The organism is Saccharopolyspora phatthalungensis (assembly GCF_014203395.1).
In the GTDB taxonomy this organism is placed as follows: domain Bacteria; phylum Actinomycetota; class Actinomycetes; order Mycobacteriales; family Pseudonocardiaceae; genus Saccharopolyspora; species Saccharopolyspora phatthalungensis.
Window position 1 is genome coordinate 2,878,160 of the sequence record NZ_JACHIW010000001.1, and the last position, 16,841, is coordinate 2,895,000.

General features: G+C 68.2%; 13 protein-coding genes (1 of these 13 cut by a window edge). 11 read left to right on the forward strand and 2 right to left on the reverse strand.

The annotated features are described in order from the left end of the window. Positions 1-383: 383 nt before the first annotated feature. Positions 384-3,080 (reverse strand): hypothetical protein, encoded by a 2,697-nt coding sequence (locus BJ970_RS13310; RefSeq protein ID WP_184726549.1) that lies wholly within the window; start codon positions 3,078-3,080, stop codon positions 384-386. 304 nt (positions 3,081-3,384) lie between these two features. Between BJ970_RS13310 and ahcY the strand changes: the two genes are divergently transcribed. From ahcY to secA, 10 genes are all read left to right on the forward strand, one after another. Continuing rightward, positions 3,385-4,848 (forward strand): adenosylhomocysteinase, encoded by a 1,464-nt coding sequence (ahcY, locus tag BJ970_RS13315; RefSeq protein ID WP_184726550.1) that lies wholly within the window; start codon positions 3,385-3,387, stop codon positions 4,846-4,848. A gap of 25 nt (positions 4,849-4,873) precedes the next feature. Continuing rightward, complete coding sequence (locus BJ970_RS13320) at positions 4,874-5,209, forward strand: hypothetical protein (protein ID WP_184726551.1); 336 nt, start codon at positions 4,874-4,876, stop codon at positions 5,207-5,209. Between the two features lie 11 nt (positions 5,210-5,220). Next, complete coding sequence (locus BJ970_RS13325) at positions 5,221-5,679, forward strand: GNAT family N-acetyltransferase (protein WP_312864235.1); 459 nt, start codon at positions 5,221-5,223, stop codon at positions 5,677-5,679. A gap of 311 nt (positions 5,680-5,990) precedes the next feature. Then, positions 5,991-6,635 (forward strand): dTMP kinase, encoded by a 645-nt coding sequence (locus BJ970_RS13330; RefSeq protein ID WP_184726553.1) that lies wholly within the window; start codon positions 5,991-5,993, stop codon positions 6,633-6,635. Between the two features lie 281 nt (positions 6,636-6,916). Beyond that, positions 6,917-7,594, forward strand: a complete 678-nt coding sequence (gene mtrA, locus BJ970_RS13335; RefSeq protein ID WP_221467136.1) for an MtrAB system response regulator MtrA — start codon at positions 6,917-6,919, stop codon at positions 7,592-7,594. Positions 7,595-7,941: 347 nt separating this feature from the next. Next, positions 7,942-9,690 carry an MtrAB system histidine kinase MtrB gene (mtrB, locus tag BJ970_RS13340; RefSeq protein ID WP_184726555.1) on the forward strand — a complete coding sequence of 583 codons (1,749 nt, stop codon included), beginning with the start codon at positions 7,942-7,944 and terminating at the stop codon, positions 9,688-9,690. Then, on the forward strand, positions 9,690-11,411 hold the full coding sequence (locus BJ970_RS13345) for an LpqB family beta-propeller domain-containing protein (protein ID WP_184726556.1): 1,722 nt from the start codon (positions 9,690-9,692) through the stop codon (positions 11,409-11,411). Before mtrB ends, BJ970_RS13345 begins: the two co-directional genes overlap by 1 nt. A 55-nt stretch (positions 11,412-11,466) precedes the next feature. Then, positions 11,467-12,156 (forward strand): ComF family protein, encoded by a 690-nt coding sequence (locus tag BJ970_RS13350; protein WP_184726557.1) that lies wholly within the window; start codon positions 11,467-11,469, stop codon positions 12,154-12,156. Positions 12,157-12,586: 430 nt separating this feature from the next. After that, the gene (gene hpf, locus BJ970_RS13355) at positions 12,587-13,264 is read left to right on the forward strand and encodes a ribosome hibernation-promoting factor, HPF/YfiA family (RefSeq protein ID WP_184726558.1); all 678 of its coding nucleotides are present in this window, start codon (positions 12,587-12,589) and stop codon (positions 13,262-13,264) included. Between the two features lie 187 nt (positions 13,265-13,451). Beyond that, positions 13,452-16,334, forward strand: coding sequence for a preprotein translocase subunit SecA (gene secA, locus BJ970_RS13360; RefSeq protein WP_184726559.1), 2,883 nt, complete (start codon positions 13,452-13,454; stop codon positions 16,332-16,334). Here the strand turns inward: secA and BJ970_RS13365 are convergent, their stop codons facing one another. Next, positions 16,335-16,691 (reverse strand): Rv3235 family protein, encoded by a 357-nt coding sequence (locus tag BJ970_RS13365; RefSeq protein WP_184726560.1) that lies wholly within the window; start codon positions 16,689-16,691, stop codon positions 16,335-16,337. A gap of 115 nt (positions 16,692-16,806) precedes the next feature. Between BJ970_RS13365 and BJ970_RS13370 the strand changes: the two genes are divergently transcribed. Further along, a protein-coding gene (locus BJ970_RS13370) for an HAD-IA family hydrolase (RefSeq protein WP_184726561.1) crosses the window boundary here: on the forward strand, positions 16,807-16,841 show its 5' end (the start). 373 nt of this gene lie beyond the right edge of the window; only the first 35 of its 408 coding nucleotides appear in the window; its start codon is at positions 16,807-16,809; the stop codon falls past the right edge of the window.

A 16,841-nucleotide genomic window follows, 5' to 3' on the forward strand; every position in this document is an offset into this window, starting at 1 on the left:
ATGATCTCCGGGCTTCGGATCGGGATCATGGCGAGCATGGCACCGAAAACAGCTGCTACCAGAAACAGGCATCCCGTCGCACATCGCCGCGGTGACATTGCGTGCGGATTCGACCAAGCAGTGCTGCGACGCCGCAGGGTCCGGAACTCCGAGTACCGCCCCGATGGTCCCCAGCGGAATGCGTTCGTGATCGTGGCCGCCTCCGCTGCGGTGCGGCTCTCGGGCACACCAGGAGCGATCATGTGCTCGTCCGACGGCGGTCCCCCGCAGGGCACTGGACCCCCGCCGAGTGCTGCGTGCTGGTCGTGCGTCACGTCGTGGAGGCGCGACGCACGGTGGCGGGCCGCTGAGGCGCTGTCCGGCCTGCGGCTTCCGGGATCCGATCAATGCTCGGCGGCGCGCAGCGCCATGCCGCGTTCCCACGGAGCGCTGCGACCACGGGGCTCGGTGATCTCCGGTAACACCGAAGGCTCTGTGCGGGGCTTGGCATCATGCTGCAGCGCCGCCGCAGTGGTTCGCTCCGGCTCGTCTGCTTGGCTGTTGCGGACGGTTTCGGGCTCTGCGGCCTCCGCGGACGCGTGGGTCAACTCCTCGATGTTGCCGGTGAGAGATCCGCCGTCGCCGCCCTGTGCCGTCAGGTGCAGGGTCTTCGAGGGGCTTGCCGTGGCCGGAAGCTGGGCAGGGGTCGGAGTCTGGGGCCGCAGCGGCAGTGCGGCGCCGCGGACCGGAGTCTCCAGACCAGCGGCCATCGCGACCGCCCGGTCCCACTCCGGGTCACTGGCGTAATCGGTGTGGCCGAGCACGCCGGGAACCCAGCGGCGGCAGGAGAACGGGCCGCGCTGCGGGTCCGGGATCCAGTGGTCGCCGCCGAGCACCAGGGCGCCGGTCGGTCCGCGGGTGGCGGCGGGCAGTGGTCCCTCGGTTCCGTCGGCTCGGAAACCGACTCCGATCAGCATGCCGTCGTAGACCTGCCGGTTCCAGGTGGTCACCGCGCCGCCGATGGGGTCGGTGCCGCGGCACAGCGAGCGCCAGCGACCGCCGAGCGCGCCGGCGAGATCGCGCAGCGAAGCGTGCGGTACCACGCCCGGGAACGCGCGCGGGTACGCCCACTGGAGTTGCGAACCCGCGGTCACCAGCCCGACCCGTTCGCGGTCGGCCTCGGGCAGCGACTCCAGCAGCCGGGCGGTGGCGACGGTGGCGAGCAAACTTCCCTGGCTGTGCCCGACCAGCACCACGCGCGTGTTCGGATCGGCGAGGTGTTCGGTGGCCCGGTCGACGAGTTCGGGGACCACTTTCAGCGCGTAGCACGGTGGCACCACGGGATGCGCCTCGCGGGGCCAGAACAGCGCCAGATCGCAGAGCACGCCCAGGTGACGGGCGGTGTTCCGCTTGGTCGCCGCCTGGTACACCATCCGCAGCAACCCGACGGCGAGTGTCGCCAGGGCGGCGACTCCGACGCCGACCAGCCATCCCGACCAGGCGAACCCGGGCAACCCGGCGAACCGCGCCACCAGGGCCGACGCGGTGCTGACCGCCAGCACCCCAGTGATCACCAGGAGGACATAATGTGAGTAACGACGCTGCAGGTCCGCCCACTTCCAGGCGTTAGCCGCCGCACTTTGGTCCTTGCGCCGCCCGGCGTGCAGCAATGCGACCTCGTCGGGGATCGAGTCGTCGGTGCCGACCGAGTCATCCGACCTGTCCGTGTCGCTGTCGGCGCGCCCCGCCCGCCACCGCTTGAGCAACATCCACGGGGTCCAGACGGTCGCAGCGGCTAGCGTGAGCACGGCGGTCGTGCCCCAAAAGATCGTCACGTCGTCGTACGCGGTGGGCAGGCTCAGCACCGGGGCGGTCTGTACATGCTGGGAAGTTAGCGCCTGCCGCACGCTGAGGCCGAACCCTGCGCCGAAACCGTTTCCCAGCATGCAGGCGACCATCAGAATCGGCGCGGTCATCCAACCCCCGGCCCAGGGGCGGAGGCGAGGCGGGCATGTCTTCCAGCCAGGTCGCGCCAGCAGTGCGGCGGGCGCGAGCAGGATGGCCACCGCGAGGCACGTGATCACCAGCGCACCAGTGATCGCGTCGACCGTGGCGCCGGATCCGGGCAGCGGACCGGTCAGCGGCTCGGGAAGGAGTGCGACCGAGCAGAGCAGCACCGACGCTGCGGTCATCATCACGCGGCGCGGTGTTCGCCCGAGAACGGTCCGCACGGCGTTTTTCCCGCGACCGGGGTGCATCCCGGCCGGATCGTCGAGCGCGGCGGTCCCGATCAAGGCGGTGCAGAGCAGGGCTACCGCGAGCAGCCAGCGCGGATCAGCGGTGATCGCGAATGGCCCGCCAAGCGCGAGCAACGCCACAGTGGACAGTGCGGCGACGACGTGCAGGGCGCGCAATGCCGGCGTGTCTGGGTCCGCGACGACGTTCGCCCCGGGCAACATCGGCGCGCGCGCCGAATGCTGCGGTTTGTCGGTCTTCGGCGCGGAGACCTGCCAGGACACAGTGGACAGACGATACATGAGGAGGACCACGAGTACGACGGGCAGCAATGCGGCCGACGAGCGCAGGATGTCGAGGTTCCGGGCAACTTCCGGGACGAACTCCATGCACGGTACGCCCGGCTGGAGGCACTGCGCGGCCACCAGGTCCAGGCTGACCACGGTCAGTTGCGCGACGAACAGCATCGTCAGCAGCAGGGCCGAAGTACGGAGCAGCGCGCGCAGCGCGGACGAGAGTGCGCGGCTGAGCGGGTTGTCGGTCCGGGCCGGTGGAAGCATCCAGTGCGCCATGTTGGCCAGCGCGAACGGGAACAGCAAGGCCCAGGTTGCCTTGGACAGGCCGCCGGAGGTCATGCCGCCCCAGATGTAGCCTTCGATGATCCGGGGCACCGAGCGGTCCCCGGTCGACAGCATGGGGCCGGGCACGGGACGGCGCAGCCGGTCGGCCGGTCGCATGATGCGCCCAATGCCGTCTCCGGCGACGTCCACCGCGGCCACCGAATCGGTCAGCTCGTCGCCCGTGGCGCCGAGGATGCCGTGTACTCGCAGCTCGACGACGCGAGTGTCGGGCCCGGGTATGTGCACTGGATCCTCCCGAGCGGTTGTTGATCGCCGAAACGCCGGTGGCGATTCTCCACCGCAGATCGACATCTGGCGAGCTCTGCCTCTCCGATTGTGATCGCTCGAGGGACCCCATGTCCTCGGTTCCGCAGACTCCGCTTCGCTGGCTGACCATCGGATTGCTCGGCGGAGCCGGCTTCGGCAGGTCACGACCCCGCCGGGTGATCGCCGAGCGCGATCAGTCGAATACTGCGGGTAGGCTCGGCGCGGAATCGGCTGACGAATCCGCGCCCCGACCAGGCCGCGGTCTTTCTGAGGAGTCCGACAGATGAGTGCCGAGAAGCTGCAGACCCGCAACGGCATCGAGTTCGCGATCAAGGATCTGGCGCTGGCCGCGGACGGTCGGAACCAGATTCGGCTGGCCGAGCACGAGATGCCCGGCCTGATGGCACTGCGCCGCGAGTACGCCGGGGTGTATCCGCTGAAGGGCGCGCGCGTCTCGGGTTCGCTGCACATGACGGTGCAGACCGCGGTGCTGATCGAGACCCTGGTGGCGCTGGGCGCCGAGGTGCGTTGGGCTTCTTGCAACATCTTCTCCACCGACGACGCGGCGGCGGCCGCCGCGGTCGTCGGCCCGCACGGCGCCCCGGAGGAACCTCGGGGCGTCCCGGTCTTCGCGTGGAAGGGCGAGACGCTGGAGGAGTACTGGTGGTGCACCGAGCAGATGCTGAGCTGGCCCGGTGACCGGGGACCGAACATGATCCTGGACGACGGCGGCGACGCGACCCTGTTGGTGCACAAGGGGGTCCAGTACGAAAAGGCCGGTGTGGTGCCGAATCCGTCGGACGACGACCCGGACGAACTGAAGGTGATCTTGGACTCGCTGCGCGTGTCGTTGGCCGCCGACGCCACCAAGTGGACGCGCGCCGCGGCGGGGATCCGGGGCGTCACCGAGGAGACCACGACCGGCGTCAACCGCCTCTACCAGTTGGCCGCGCAGGGCGAACTGCTGTTCCCGGCGATCAATGTCAACGACTCGGTGACCAAGTCGAAGTTCGACAACAGGTACGGCATCCGGCATTCGCTGATCGACGGCATCAACCGCGGCACCGATGTGCTGGTCGGCGGCAAGGTGGCCGTGGTGTGCGGCTATGGCGACGTCGGCAAGGGCTCGGCGGAGTCGCTGCGCGGCCAGCGGGCCCGCGTAATCATCACCGAGATCGACCCGATCAACGCGTTGCAGGCGATGCTGGACGGCTACCAGGTGGCCCGGCTGGAGAGCGTCATCGGCCAGGCCGACATCGTGATCACCACGACCGGCAACAAGGACATCATCACCATCGACCACATGCGCCGGATGAAGCACCAGGCGATCCTCGGCAACGTCGGCCATTTCGACAACGAGATCGACATGGCCGGTCTGCACCGCGCCGCCGACGTGCGCCGGGTGCGGATCAAGCCGCAGGTCGACGAGTGGGTGTTCGACAACGGAAAGTCGATCATCGTGCTGTCCGAGGGGCGCCTGCTGAACCTGGGCAACGCCACCGGGCATCCCAGCTTCGTGATGTCGACCTCGTTCTCTAACCAGACAATCGCCCAGATCGAGCTGTTCACCAAGCACGAGGAGTACGACAACGAGGTCTACCGGCTGCCCAAGATACTTGACGAGAAGGTCGCCCGAATTCACGTGCAGGCGCTCGGTGGCGAGCTGACCTGGCTTTCCAAGGAGCAGGCCGAGTACATCGACGTCGACGTGGAGGGCCCGTACAAGCCGGAGCACTACCGGTATTGACGCGCCTCGCGTCGCACGTGACTCGGTGGACATCACGGTGAGATGGTGCTCCCAGGTTCGTGGCGGCCCGGAAAGTCGGACCGAGTTGGCGATGAAGCTTTGCGATGCGCCTGCTCGTGCAACTCTTCTCGAGCGCAAGGTGCCGAGCACGATGCTGGATGCCGAACCGCGGGTGGTCACCGACCGGCCGGAGCCGCTGTTGATCGCGGAGAAGGTTTTGCTTCCCGCGCCTTCGAAAGCTCTCGAACGACCCACCTGGATTGTCATCGAGTCGGGGCAGTGGCCTGTGTGGCCTGGAAGCACAAGTGGCATCTTCGAATTCCTGATAGTTGGCACTTATCTGATGCCATTTGACCGTTAACTATGGATGGCGTGAGTGAGCACGTCATCGAAACCAACGTGACCATCGCGGAGCTGGGCGAAGGAACCGTCGAGTTGGCTTATCCGGCTATGAAGGAGCTGCGCCCGCACCTCGCCGATCCGCCGGATTTCGTTGCGCGGGTGCGTCTGCAGCAAGCCGAGGGATACCGCCTCATCGGCTCGTTTGACGCGAGCGGAGCAGTAGTCGCGGCAGCGGGCTTCCGGCTGGCACACAGCTTGGCTTGGGGCCGGTATCTCTATATCGACGACCTGAGCACGCTGCCTGCAGCGCGCCGCCAGGGCCACGCCCGCGCTCTGCTGAGATGGATCAACGACGAGGCGAGGCGGCTTGGATGCGAGCAGCTCCACCTCGACTCCGGGACGCACCGGCACGACGCCCACCGCCGCTACCTTTCGTCCGGGTTCATCATTCCGGCCCTGCACTTCAGCAAGTCCATTCCCGCGAAGTGAGCCGCAGGCTGGCGGTCGGAAATCCGCACCGACATTGAGCGGCGTTAAGCCCGAGTGTCCTGCCGCTGGCAGCGTCGCTGATCGTCACCCGAAGGCGGAGCACGACCTCGGTGCACTACCCGCCGATGTCGGAATGCTTCGTCCAGCGAGCCTCGTCGCGGTAAAGCGGTAGCGACGACGCAGAGTTGCCGCACAGCGCGAGGTACCACAGCAGGTTGCACTCCGACGGCGGCAAAACCGGATCAGTGCGTCTGGCGAGCGGCCGTGGGCGCCTGGATCGAGGTGGGGGCGCCTGGACTACCGTCGTGGATGTGGGTCGACTAATCGTCATCGAGGGACTAGACGGCGCGGGCAAGCGCACGCTCGCCAACGGGATCACGGCGGAATTGACGGCCCGCGGCCACTCCGTGGCGCGCTTGGCCTTCCCGCGCTATTCCGACGACGTGCATGCCGAACTCGTCGCCGAGGCGCTCCGCGGCAACCACGGCGACCTCGCCGACTCCGTCCACGGCATGGCCGTCCTTTACGCGCTCGACCGCCGCGACGCGGCGGACGCGCTTCGCGCTGACCTCAGCGCGTACGACGTCGTCCTCCTTGACCGCTACGTCGCCTCGAATGCCGCCTACGGCGCCGCTCGGCTCTACCAGGACAGCCACGGCGACTTCGTCGCCTGGCTCCACGAGTTGGAGGTGATGCGTTTCGCGCTGCCGAAACCGGACCTGCAGATTCTGTTGCAGGTACCGACGGAAGTGGCGGCTCGCCGCGCCGAGCACCGCGAACGCACCGAAGTGGACAGGCAACGGGACAACTTCGAGTCCGACGCCTCATTGCAGCAGCGCTGCGGCGAGGTCTACGAGCAACTTGCCGCGGAGAACTGGTGGTCGCCGTGGGTCGTGGTGGACGGCGTGAACCACGTGGACTTCGGCACTCTCGTCGACAAACACGTGCTTGCCTAATCCACGGCCGCGTCGGGGCAGCGGCACTGTCCGAAGTGCACATTCGCCGCCGCCCGCACGAGCTGGGACACCGGCGCCGCCGGTCAGGTTCGGTTCCCGTTGCTACGCAACGTGAGTCGATGGACACCCGCGGTCAAATAGGGGCACTGCATGAAACTGCCAGCAGGTCTACTCCATTCAGCGGTATTCACTGCGCCGAACCCGCCGCTGTGGCGCGACCTGCGACGACGATCTGCGGGTGGATGCACAGCGGCTGAGTGACAAGTGCAACCATGTTGGCTATGAAGGCACGCGTGCTCGTGGTGGACGATGATCCGGCCCTGGCCGAAATGCTGACCATCGTGCTCCGAGGTGAGGGGTTCGAGACCGCCGTCGTTAGCGACGGCACCAAAGCGTTGCCTGCCTTGCGGGAGCTCAAACCCGATCTGGTGCTGCTGGACTTGATGCTGCCGGGGATGAACGGCATCGACGTCTGCAAGGCCATCCGAACCGAGTCCGTCGTGCCGATCGTGATGTTGACCGCGAAGAGCGACACGGTCGACGTGGTGCTGGGACTGGAATCCGGTGCGGACGACTACGTCGTCAAGCCGTTCAAGCCGAAGGAACTGGTCGCCCGGCTGCGCGCCAGGCTGCGCCGGACCGATGCGGAGCCGGCCGAGGTGCTGACCATCGGCGACGTGACCATCGACGTACCCGGCCACGAGGTGACCCGCGACGGCCACCCGATCGCGTTGACCCCGCTGGAGTTCGACCTGCTGGTGGCGCTGGCCCGCAAGCCGCGCCAGGTGTTCACCCGCGAGGTCCTGCTGGAGCAAGTGTGGGGATATCGGCACGCCGCCGACACCCGACTGGTCAATGTGCACGTACAGCGCCTGCGGTCGAAGGTGGAGCGCGACCCGGAGCGCCCCGAGGTGGTGCTTACGGTCCGCGGCGTCGGCTACAAAGCCGGCCCCCCGTGATCGGCTGATCGAGCCGGTGCGCCTGCTCGCGAGCAGGCGCACCGAAAGGGGCTCCAGGCCCATTCCCCGGGACGGAACTTGTGGCGAACGCAGCCGTCCTCGGTCCGTGAGCCTGGCCTTAGGCAGGTCGAATGCAACACGCCGCTGCTGTCTTCCCGCGCACAGCAGCTGAGAACCGCGGGCGGTGCGAGTTGCGTGCGTGGTGGATTCGGCAGTGGCTGCTTGCTTGACGTCGAACCGCATGCGGACAGGTGTCGGCCTAGGGCACCGGTGTAGGCCGGCGGTCGGGCTTTTGACAGAGTTGCTAGCCGGGTCGTTGTAGTGGAGGGGCCCGAGGGACGGTTGCCTTGAGCGTGTGGACGCGTCAAAGCCGCGTGGTGCGGCGGTTGATCAGCCGTGTCCGCGAGGAGATCCGCGACCGGTGGCACCGCTTCGAGGCGCTGTGGCGGCGTTCGATGCAACTGCGCGTCGTGGTCAGCACCCTTGCCCTGTCGTTGGCCGTGGTGTTCGTGCTCGGCATGGTGTTGCAGTGGCAGATCACCTCGCAACTGGTGACCGCCAAGGAGAACGCCGCGATCGCGCAGGCCGAGTACAGCCAGCCGATCCTGGAGCGAGAGCTGACCGCGGTCGACCCGAACGCGGACAACGTGGCCGAGCAGTTGCAGGCCGCCCTGAACCGGCTGACGACGACTTCCTCCGGGCAGTCCACCACCGAGACGGTGGCCGGGGCGTTCGAGCCCGTACTGGTCGACGGGCACGCGCCGGGAGACCGTCGGTTGCAACCGGCGGCGGGCCCGATCGAGGACGTGCCGCAGGACCTGCGCCAATTCGTCGAACGCGGCCAATTGACCACCAAGATCACCACCGTGCAGAGCGAGAACGGCCCGGTCACGATGCTGGCGGTGGGGACCCCGGTGAGCACCGCTACCAGGCCATTGCAGGTTTATCTGCTGTTCCCGCTGACCGCTGAGCAGCGCACCCTCGCGGTCGTGCAGCAGACCCTGCTGCTCGGCGGCGCGGTACTGCTGGTGCTGCTCGGTGCCATCACGAACCTGGTGACCCGCCAGGTGGTGCGTCCCGTGCGGCAGGCCGCGCAGATCGCCGAGGAACTCGCCGAAGGTGACCTGGACAAGCGGATGCGGGTGATCGGCGAGGACGACGTGGCGCGGTTGGCCGAGTCGTTCAACGAGATGGCCGACAGCCTCAAGCAGCAGATCACGCAGTTGGAGGAGTTCGGCCAGTTGCAGCGCCGGTTCACCTCGGACGTCTCTCACGAGCTGCGTACCCCGCTGACCACGGTGCGGATGGCTGCCGACGTGCTGCACGCGTCCCGCGGACAGTTCCCGCCCGGCCTGTCCCGGTCGACCGAGCTGCTGGTGGACGAACTCGACCGGTTCGAACTGCTGCTGGCAGATCTGCTGGAGATCTCCAGGCTGGACGCCGGCGTAGCCGACCTGGCCGCCGAACCACTGGACCTCACCGAGATCGTGGACCGCTCCGTGGAGTCGCTGCGCGCCATCGCCTACACCAGCGGGGTGGAGCTGCGAGTGATCGCACCGGCCGACGGCACCGAGCTCATCATCGTCGCCGACGCCCGCCGGGTGGAGCGCATCATGCGCAACCTGGTGGCCAACGCGATCGACCATGCCGAGGGCGGGCCGGTGGAAATCCGCTTCGGCGGAAGCGAGCAGGCCGTCGCGGTGACCGTCCGGGATTACGGCGTCGGCCTGCGCTCGGGCGAGGCCGAGCTAGTGTTCACCCGGTTCTGGCGGGCCGATCCGTCCCGCAATCGGCGGACCGGTGGCACCGGGCTGGGGCTGTCGATCAGTCTGGAGGACGCGCGGTTGCACGGTGGCACGCTGGACGCGTGGGGTGAGCCCGGCGAGGGTTCCTGCTTCCGCCTCACGCTGCCCCGACAGCCGGGCGAGGCGTTCGACAGCAGCCCGTTGCCACTGCCGGGCACCCGCCGCATCGCGGCGCCGGAGGCACTGCTGGCGGCCGGGGTCGATCCGCCGCAGGACGGCGAGTCCGGCGAGCCGGAACTCCGGGATCAGGGACCGGCGCGGTTATTCGAGGAGACCTGGGAGGACAAGTGATGCGCGTGCGCTTTGCCCGCCGGGTGGCGGTGCTGGTGGCCCTGCTGCTGTCGGTGTCGGCGTGCGCATCGATCCCGGAGAGCTCGGACCCGAAGGCAGTGAAGGCTGTCGACGAGAGCAATGCGACCACACCGGTGACTCCGCCGCCGAGCGGCACCGACCCGCTCGCCCTGGTGCGCAGCTTCGTCGACTCGGCCGCCGCCCCGGAAAGCAACCACGAGGCAGCGCGGCTGCATCTCACCCTGCCGGAGCGACTGGACTGGGGCCCACCACCGGGCCTGCTGATCGTGGACAACGTCGACACCATCCCGGCGCCGCAGCCCGTGCCGCTGCCCGAGGGCGTGCAGATTGTCGGCCTGCAGGCCGACAAGGTGGGACGGCTGCTGCCGGACTCGTCGTTCGTGCCCGAGGTCGGCGAATACCAGACGCAGGTGCGGGTCGAGCGCCAGGCGGACGGGCAGTGGCGCATCGCGACCCCGCCGCCCGAACTCGTCGCCAGCAAGGGCTCGTTCAGCACCGTGTACCGGCCGGTGCCGATCTACTTCCTCGACCACGACTCGACCGGCGTCGTCCCGGACCTGCGATACGTGGTGTCGCAGCCGGCGAGCACGCTGCCCAGGCGGGTCATCGACCTGCTGACCAGCGGGCCGTCCGAGGGTCTGCGGTCATCGATGCACACCGCCATCCCGGGCGGCGTGCATCCCAAGACCAACACCACCGAGGCGAGGGACGGCGCGCTGGAGGTCAACCTCACCAGCCTCGGCAACGTGCCGCGCGAAACCAGGCGGCTGATAGCCGCCCAGGTCGTGTTCACCCTGCAGAGCGTCAGCAGCGCGCGGGTGCGGCTCAAAGAGGAGGGCGCGCCGCTGCTGCCGGACGCGCAGGACCTGCGGCCGACCGACCTCGTGCCCTACGAGTCCGACAATCTCGCCCGTCCGGACCTGCCCGGGCTGGCCGTGGTCGACGAACGGCTAGTGGTCCTGGACCGGAACGCGCAGCCGATTCCCGGCCCGGCCGGCTCGGGCGAATACGACGTGGTCCGGGCCGGCCAGTCGCCGGACGGCAGCCAGATCGCGGCAGTCACCCGTCGCCCCGGTGGCGTGGTGCTGCGGGTCGGCCGCTACGGCGCGCACCTGCCGGAACTGCCGACGGTCGGTGCCTACATGAGCAAGCCGACCTGGCGCGGAAAATCCGAGGTGTGGACCGTCGTGGACGGTCACGACGTGGTGCGCGCGCTGGACACCGGCAACAGTTGGGTGCCGCGCCAGGTGGACGCCCACGAGCTCACCGGCGGTCGGTCGATCACCGACCTGCGGCTGTCTCGCGACGGAACCCGCGTCGCGGCGGTGGTCGACGGGCAGATCGTGGTCGCCGGGGTGTCCGATCAGGACGGGCGCGTGGTGCTGACCCGGCCGATCGCGCTGGCGTCCACCCAGGGCGTGCGCATCACCGGCGTCGAGTGGCTGGAGAACGAGTCGCTGGTGGCGATCACCGACAGCAACACCACGCCGGTCTTCGAGGTGTCGGTCGACGGGTTCCGCTGGGTCCCTTACACCGCGGCGAACCTCGGCCAGCCGTTGAACGCGGTCACGGTCGCCTCGGGCGCGCGCGTGATCGTCGCCGACCGCAGCGGGCTCTGGGAGTCCCGGGACACCGATGATGTCTGGTCCCTGCTTCAGGTCCCGATCCGCGGCGGCTCCATCCCGTTCTTCCCCGGCTGACCAACCCCGACACGCGTCGGTGAGTCGGGACGGCGACTTGCGCCACCATCGGCTCATGCGAGCTTCCTGGCTAGATGACGGGCTTTCCGGGCTGATCGACCTGCTGCTGCCGCTGCGTTGCGCCGGCTGCGACGCGCCCGGCACCGCCTGGTGCCGGGCCTGCTCCGCGGGACTGGGCGGTTTGCGCCGCGTCGAAAGACCGCTGCTCGCCGAGCCCGCCCCACCCGTGTACGCGCTCGGCGCGTACCGGGGTCCGGCCCGTCGCGCGGTACTGGCCTACAAGGAGTCGGGTCGCCGCAATCTCGCCGCGCCGCTGGCCCGGCACCTCGCGGTCGGGCTGCGGGCGATCACCGCGGAGCACCGGCTTGGCCGGGCCTGGTGGCTGGTGCCCGCGCCGTCGCGGCGGATCGCGTCCCGCCGCCGGGGCGGCGCGCACATGTCCCGCATCGCGCACCGGGTGGCGGCCGAGCTGACCAGGGCGGGCTGGCCGACATCCGTCGCGGATTGCCTGGTCACCGCGCGCGGCGCCGTGGATTCGGCCGGGCTCGATGCGGCCGAACGAGTAAGCAACCTGTCCGGCCGAGTGCTCGCCCGGACAGGTCGTTTTCCGCCGCCGACGGCGCAAGTGGCGCTGATCGACGATGTCATCACCACCGCCGCAACGGTCGCGAGCTGTCTTGAGGTGCTCGGAACCGCAGGTGTCGGCGTTGCCGCGGTGCTCAGCCTGACCGCAACGGCCGGCTGAAGCATTCGAGTGGATCGCCGTTCCCCGAACGGACCCGGGAACTTCGCCTGCCGTCCATGCGTTTTCCCAATGTGAGCAGGCACAACCCGGCCCCCCGACGGCCTCGCGCGGAGCAACCGCGCGGTGCGTCCGAACGGGTGAAAATCGGGACCAATGGTGTGCCGCGAGCGCGACCTGCGCGCGGCCTCGGCCTGCTTCGAAAAGTGGCAGGTATCACGCTCGGTGGCCGCTTGACTTCCCCCGATATTCGCCCGACAAGGGGGGTGTCACAAATCGGTAAACCGAGCTAACGTGCCACTCAATCCAGCCAACCCCAGGCGGAGGGAAGGAGCGAAACCCATGTCCCTGACGCCGGAAATGAGCTGATCGCCGTCTCCGGCGTCGTCGTGCACACCTCTCCTACGGAGTACGCAAGGAACGGAGGTCGTGAATGGACATCGTCGTCAAGGGTCGCAACGTCGAGGTTCCCGAGCACTACCGGGAGCACGTCAATGCGAAGTTGACCCGGCTTGAGCGGTACAACAAGAAGGCCATCCGGGCGGACGTGGAACTCTTCCACGAACGAAATCCGCGCCAGGCCAAGAACTGCCAGCGAGTCGAGATCACGCTGATGGGCAAGGGTACGCCAGTGCGGGCGGAAGCCTGCGCCGGCGATTTCTATGCCGCACTCGACGCCGCCACGACCAAGCTGGAGAGCAGGCTCCGGCGCATGCACGACCGTAGAAAGGTGCACTACGGACAGCACAACCCGACTTCCGTGGCAGAGGCGACCGCAGCGATGGCGGACCGACCCGTCGTAATGGGCCAGGGTGCCGCCGCTGGCGAAGGGCGGACCGCGCTGCTCGAAGCGCCCCAGGAAGCCGGCACATACACCGCCGAGGTACCGGAACAGCGGACGGCCGCGGATAACGGATACGAACCGGGCCGCGTCGTTCGAGAGAAGGAGCACTCGGCGAAGCCGATGACGGTTGACCAGGCCCTCTACCAGATGGAACTGGTCGGACACGACTTCTACCTGTTCTCCGACGCCGATAGCGGTAGGCCCAGCGTGGTCTACCGGAGAAGGGGATTCGACTACGGAGTGATCAGATTGGCTGACGCGCTGTAGGGCGTGTCTGCGCCAACGCCGACCCGAAACGCCTGTCCCCCGCGTACCGTGGTTCGCGGGGGACAGCCGTGTGCGGGTCCGCCGAGCCGGACCGCACCGGACGGCGGGTCCCCACGACCAGCTCTAATACGATGGCCACAAAGCGTCCGTGACGGACGCGTCACGATCAGCTAGTGAGGTCGACCGGATGGTCCTGTCCCGACTGCTCCGCGCCGGCGAGGGCAAAATGCTCAAGCGTCTGCGCACCATCGCAGCGCACATCAACGAGCTTGAAAAGGACGTCGTCGCGCTCTCCGACGCCGAGCTGCGGGGCAAGACCGACGAGTTCAAACGCCGCTACTCCGACGGTGAATCCCTGGACGAACTGCTGCCGGAGGCCTTCGCGGCTGCCCGCGAAGGTGCCAAGCGCACCCTCGGCCAACGGCACTTCGACGTGCAGCTGATGGGCGGCGCCGCGCTGCACCTCGGCAATATCGCCGAAATGAAGACCGGTGAGGGAAAGACCCTGACCTGCGTGCTGCCCGCCTACCTCAACTCGATCACTGGCGAGGGCGTGCACGTCGTCACGGTCAACGACTACCTGGCCCGCCGCGACGCCGAGTGGATGGGTCGCGTGCACCGCTTCCTCGGGCTTGAGGTCGGCGCGATCCTGGCCGACATGACGCCGGAACAACGGCGCAAGGCATACGCCGCGGACATCACCTACGGCACGAACAACGAGTTCGGCTTCGACTACCTGCGCGACAACATGGCCTGGAGCCTCGCCGATTGCGTGCAGCGCGGGCACCACTTCGCGGTCGTCGATGAGGTCGACTCCATCCTGATCGACGAGGCCCGGACGCCGCTGATCATCTCCGGCCCGGCCGACCAATCCTCGCGCTGGTACCAGGAGTTCGCGCGGCTCGCCCCGATGCTCAAGCGCGACGAGCACTACGAAGTGGACGAGCGCAAGCGCACCGTCGGCGTGACCGAAGAAGGCGTCACGGTCATCGAGGACCAGCTCGGTATCGACAACCTCTACGAGGCGGCCAACACCCCGCTGGTCGGCTACCTCAACAATGCACTGAAGGCCAAGGAGCTCTACAAGAGTGACAAGGATTACATCGTCCGCGACGGCGAGGTGCTGATCGTCGACGAGTTCACCGGCCGCATCCTGGCCGGGCGCCGCTACAACGAGGGCATGCACCAGGCGATCGAGGCCAAGGAAGGCGTCGAGATCAAGGCCGAGAACCAGACGCTCGCCACGATCACCCTGCAGAACTACTTCCGCCTCTACGACAAGCTGGCGGGCATGACCGGTACCGCCGAGACCGAGGCGGCCGAGTTCCACGCCACTTACAAGCTCGGTGTGGTGCCGATCCCGACGAACGAGCCGATGGCCCGCCTCGACCAGCCCGACCTGGTGTACAAGACCGAACCGGCGAAGTTCGAGGCGGTCGCCGAGGACATCGAGGAGCGGTTCCAGACGGGGCAGCCGGTCCTGGTCGGCACCACCAGCGTGGAGCGCTCCGAGTACCTGTCGAAGCTGCTCACCCAAAAGGGCATCCCGCACAACGTGCTGAACGCCAAGAACCACTCGCGTGAAGCCGCGATCATCGCCGAGGCCGGGCGCAAGGGCGCGGTCACGGTCGCCACCAACATGGCCGGCCGCGGAACCGACATCGTGCTCGGCGGCAACATCGACCACATCGCCGACGCCGAACTGCGCAGCCGTGGCCTCGACCCGGTGCAGAACCGCGAGCAGTACGAGGCCGAATGGCCCGGGGTCGTCGAGAAGATCAAGGCCCAGGTCGAGGCCGAGAGTGAGGAGATCCGCAGCATCGGCGGGCTCTACGTGCTGGGCACCGAGCGCCACGAGTCGCGGCGCATCGACAACCAGCTGCGTGGCCGCTCCGGCCGCCAGGGCGACCCCGGCGAGTCCCGGTTCTACCTGTCGCTGGGCGACGAGCTGATGCGGCGCTTCAACGCCGCGATGGTCGAGACCGTGATGACCCGGCTCAAGGTGCCCGACGACGTGCCGATCGAGCACAAGATGGTCAGCCGCGCCATCCGCAGCGCGCAGACCCAGGTCGAGCAGCAGAACATGGAGATCCGCAAGAACGTCCTCAAGTACGACGAGGTCATGAACCAGCAGCGGACCGTCATCTACGACGAGCGGCACCGCGTGCTGGCCGGTGAGGACCTGCACGAGCAGGTCATGCACATGCTCACCGACGTGGTCAATGCCTACGTCAACGCGGAGACCGCCGAAGGCTACGCCGAGGATTGGGACTTCGAGAAGCTCTGGACCGCGTTGAAGGCCCTGTACCCGGTGTCGATCAGTTGGGAAACGCTCATCGAGGACGAGGAAGACCTCTCCAAGGAGCGTCTGCTGGAAGTGGTCCTGGAGGACGCGCGTGCCGCATACGCCAAGCGCGAGGGCGAGGTTGACGGCAAGGTCGGCCCGGGTGCGATGCGGGAACTCGAGCGCCGGGTGGTGCTCAGCGTCCTGGACCGCAAGTGGCGCGAGCACCTCTACGAGATGGACTACCTCAAGGAGGGCATCGGGCTGCGGGCGATGGCGCAGCGCGACCCGCTGATCGAGTACCGCCGCGAGGGTTTCGACATGTTCGGGGCGATGCTGGAGGCGTTGAAGGAGGAGTCCGTCGGGTTCCTGTTCAACGTCCAGGTCGAGGCGGCTGAGTCGGCGCCCGTGCCGGAAGAGCCCTCGGTGCCGGTGTCGGTGAGCCAGGTCAGCAGCGGCACACCGGATGTGTCCCCGGCCCCACGGCCAACGCCGCAGCAGCAGCCGACCGCGCAACAGCGGACGAGGCGGGTCAAACCGGCGTCGGCCGGGCCGGCGCTGAGCCAGCTCGCTCCCGCGGGCGAAGGCGAGCAGGTGCCGTCCGCTTTGCGGGGCAAGGGACTCGAGTCGCCGACGCGGCAGGGGCTGAGCTACTCCGGGCCGAACGAGACCGGCGGCGTGGAGACCACCGGCGACGCGGGCCATGGTCCAGAGGCGCGTGGCGGGACTCGGCGCGAGCGGCGGGCGGCCGCCCGAGCCGAGGCGAAGAAGACCAAGAAACGCTGATCAGACCAGTGACAACAGGGTGCATACCCAACGCCCGTTGTCCTGTTCGACGCGCAGCACCAGGGCCCGGACCCGGCAGTGCGTTCCGATGATCATGCAGGCTTCCACCGCGCAAGCGGTGACCAGGCAGGCGTGGACGGATCGCACCCGGTAGTCCGGGCCTTGTGCTGCGTGCAGCCGAGTCGTCAACAGCAGCGCGGCCACCCGCCCGGTGACGTGCTCGCGAACCTGGTGCAACGCCCGGCGCCCGGTGAGCACGTCAAAGACCTGCTCGCCAACGAACGCGGCTACAGCAGAGGCGCTGCTTTCCGCCACGGCTTCGGTCAATGGCGTTTCGATCGGCAGCACTGCGGTCATGGCACCTCCGGGGCCGTCGGTGGACACTGGTTTCCCCATAACTGAGGAACTTGCATCCGGATCCGGTCACCTTCGGCCCCGGAACACTCCGATCGTGTGAGCTACCGTGCGGCTCGTGGATCTCAAGGGATTGCTGCTGGACCACGCCGG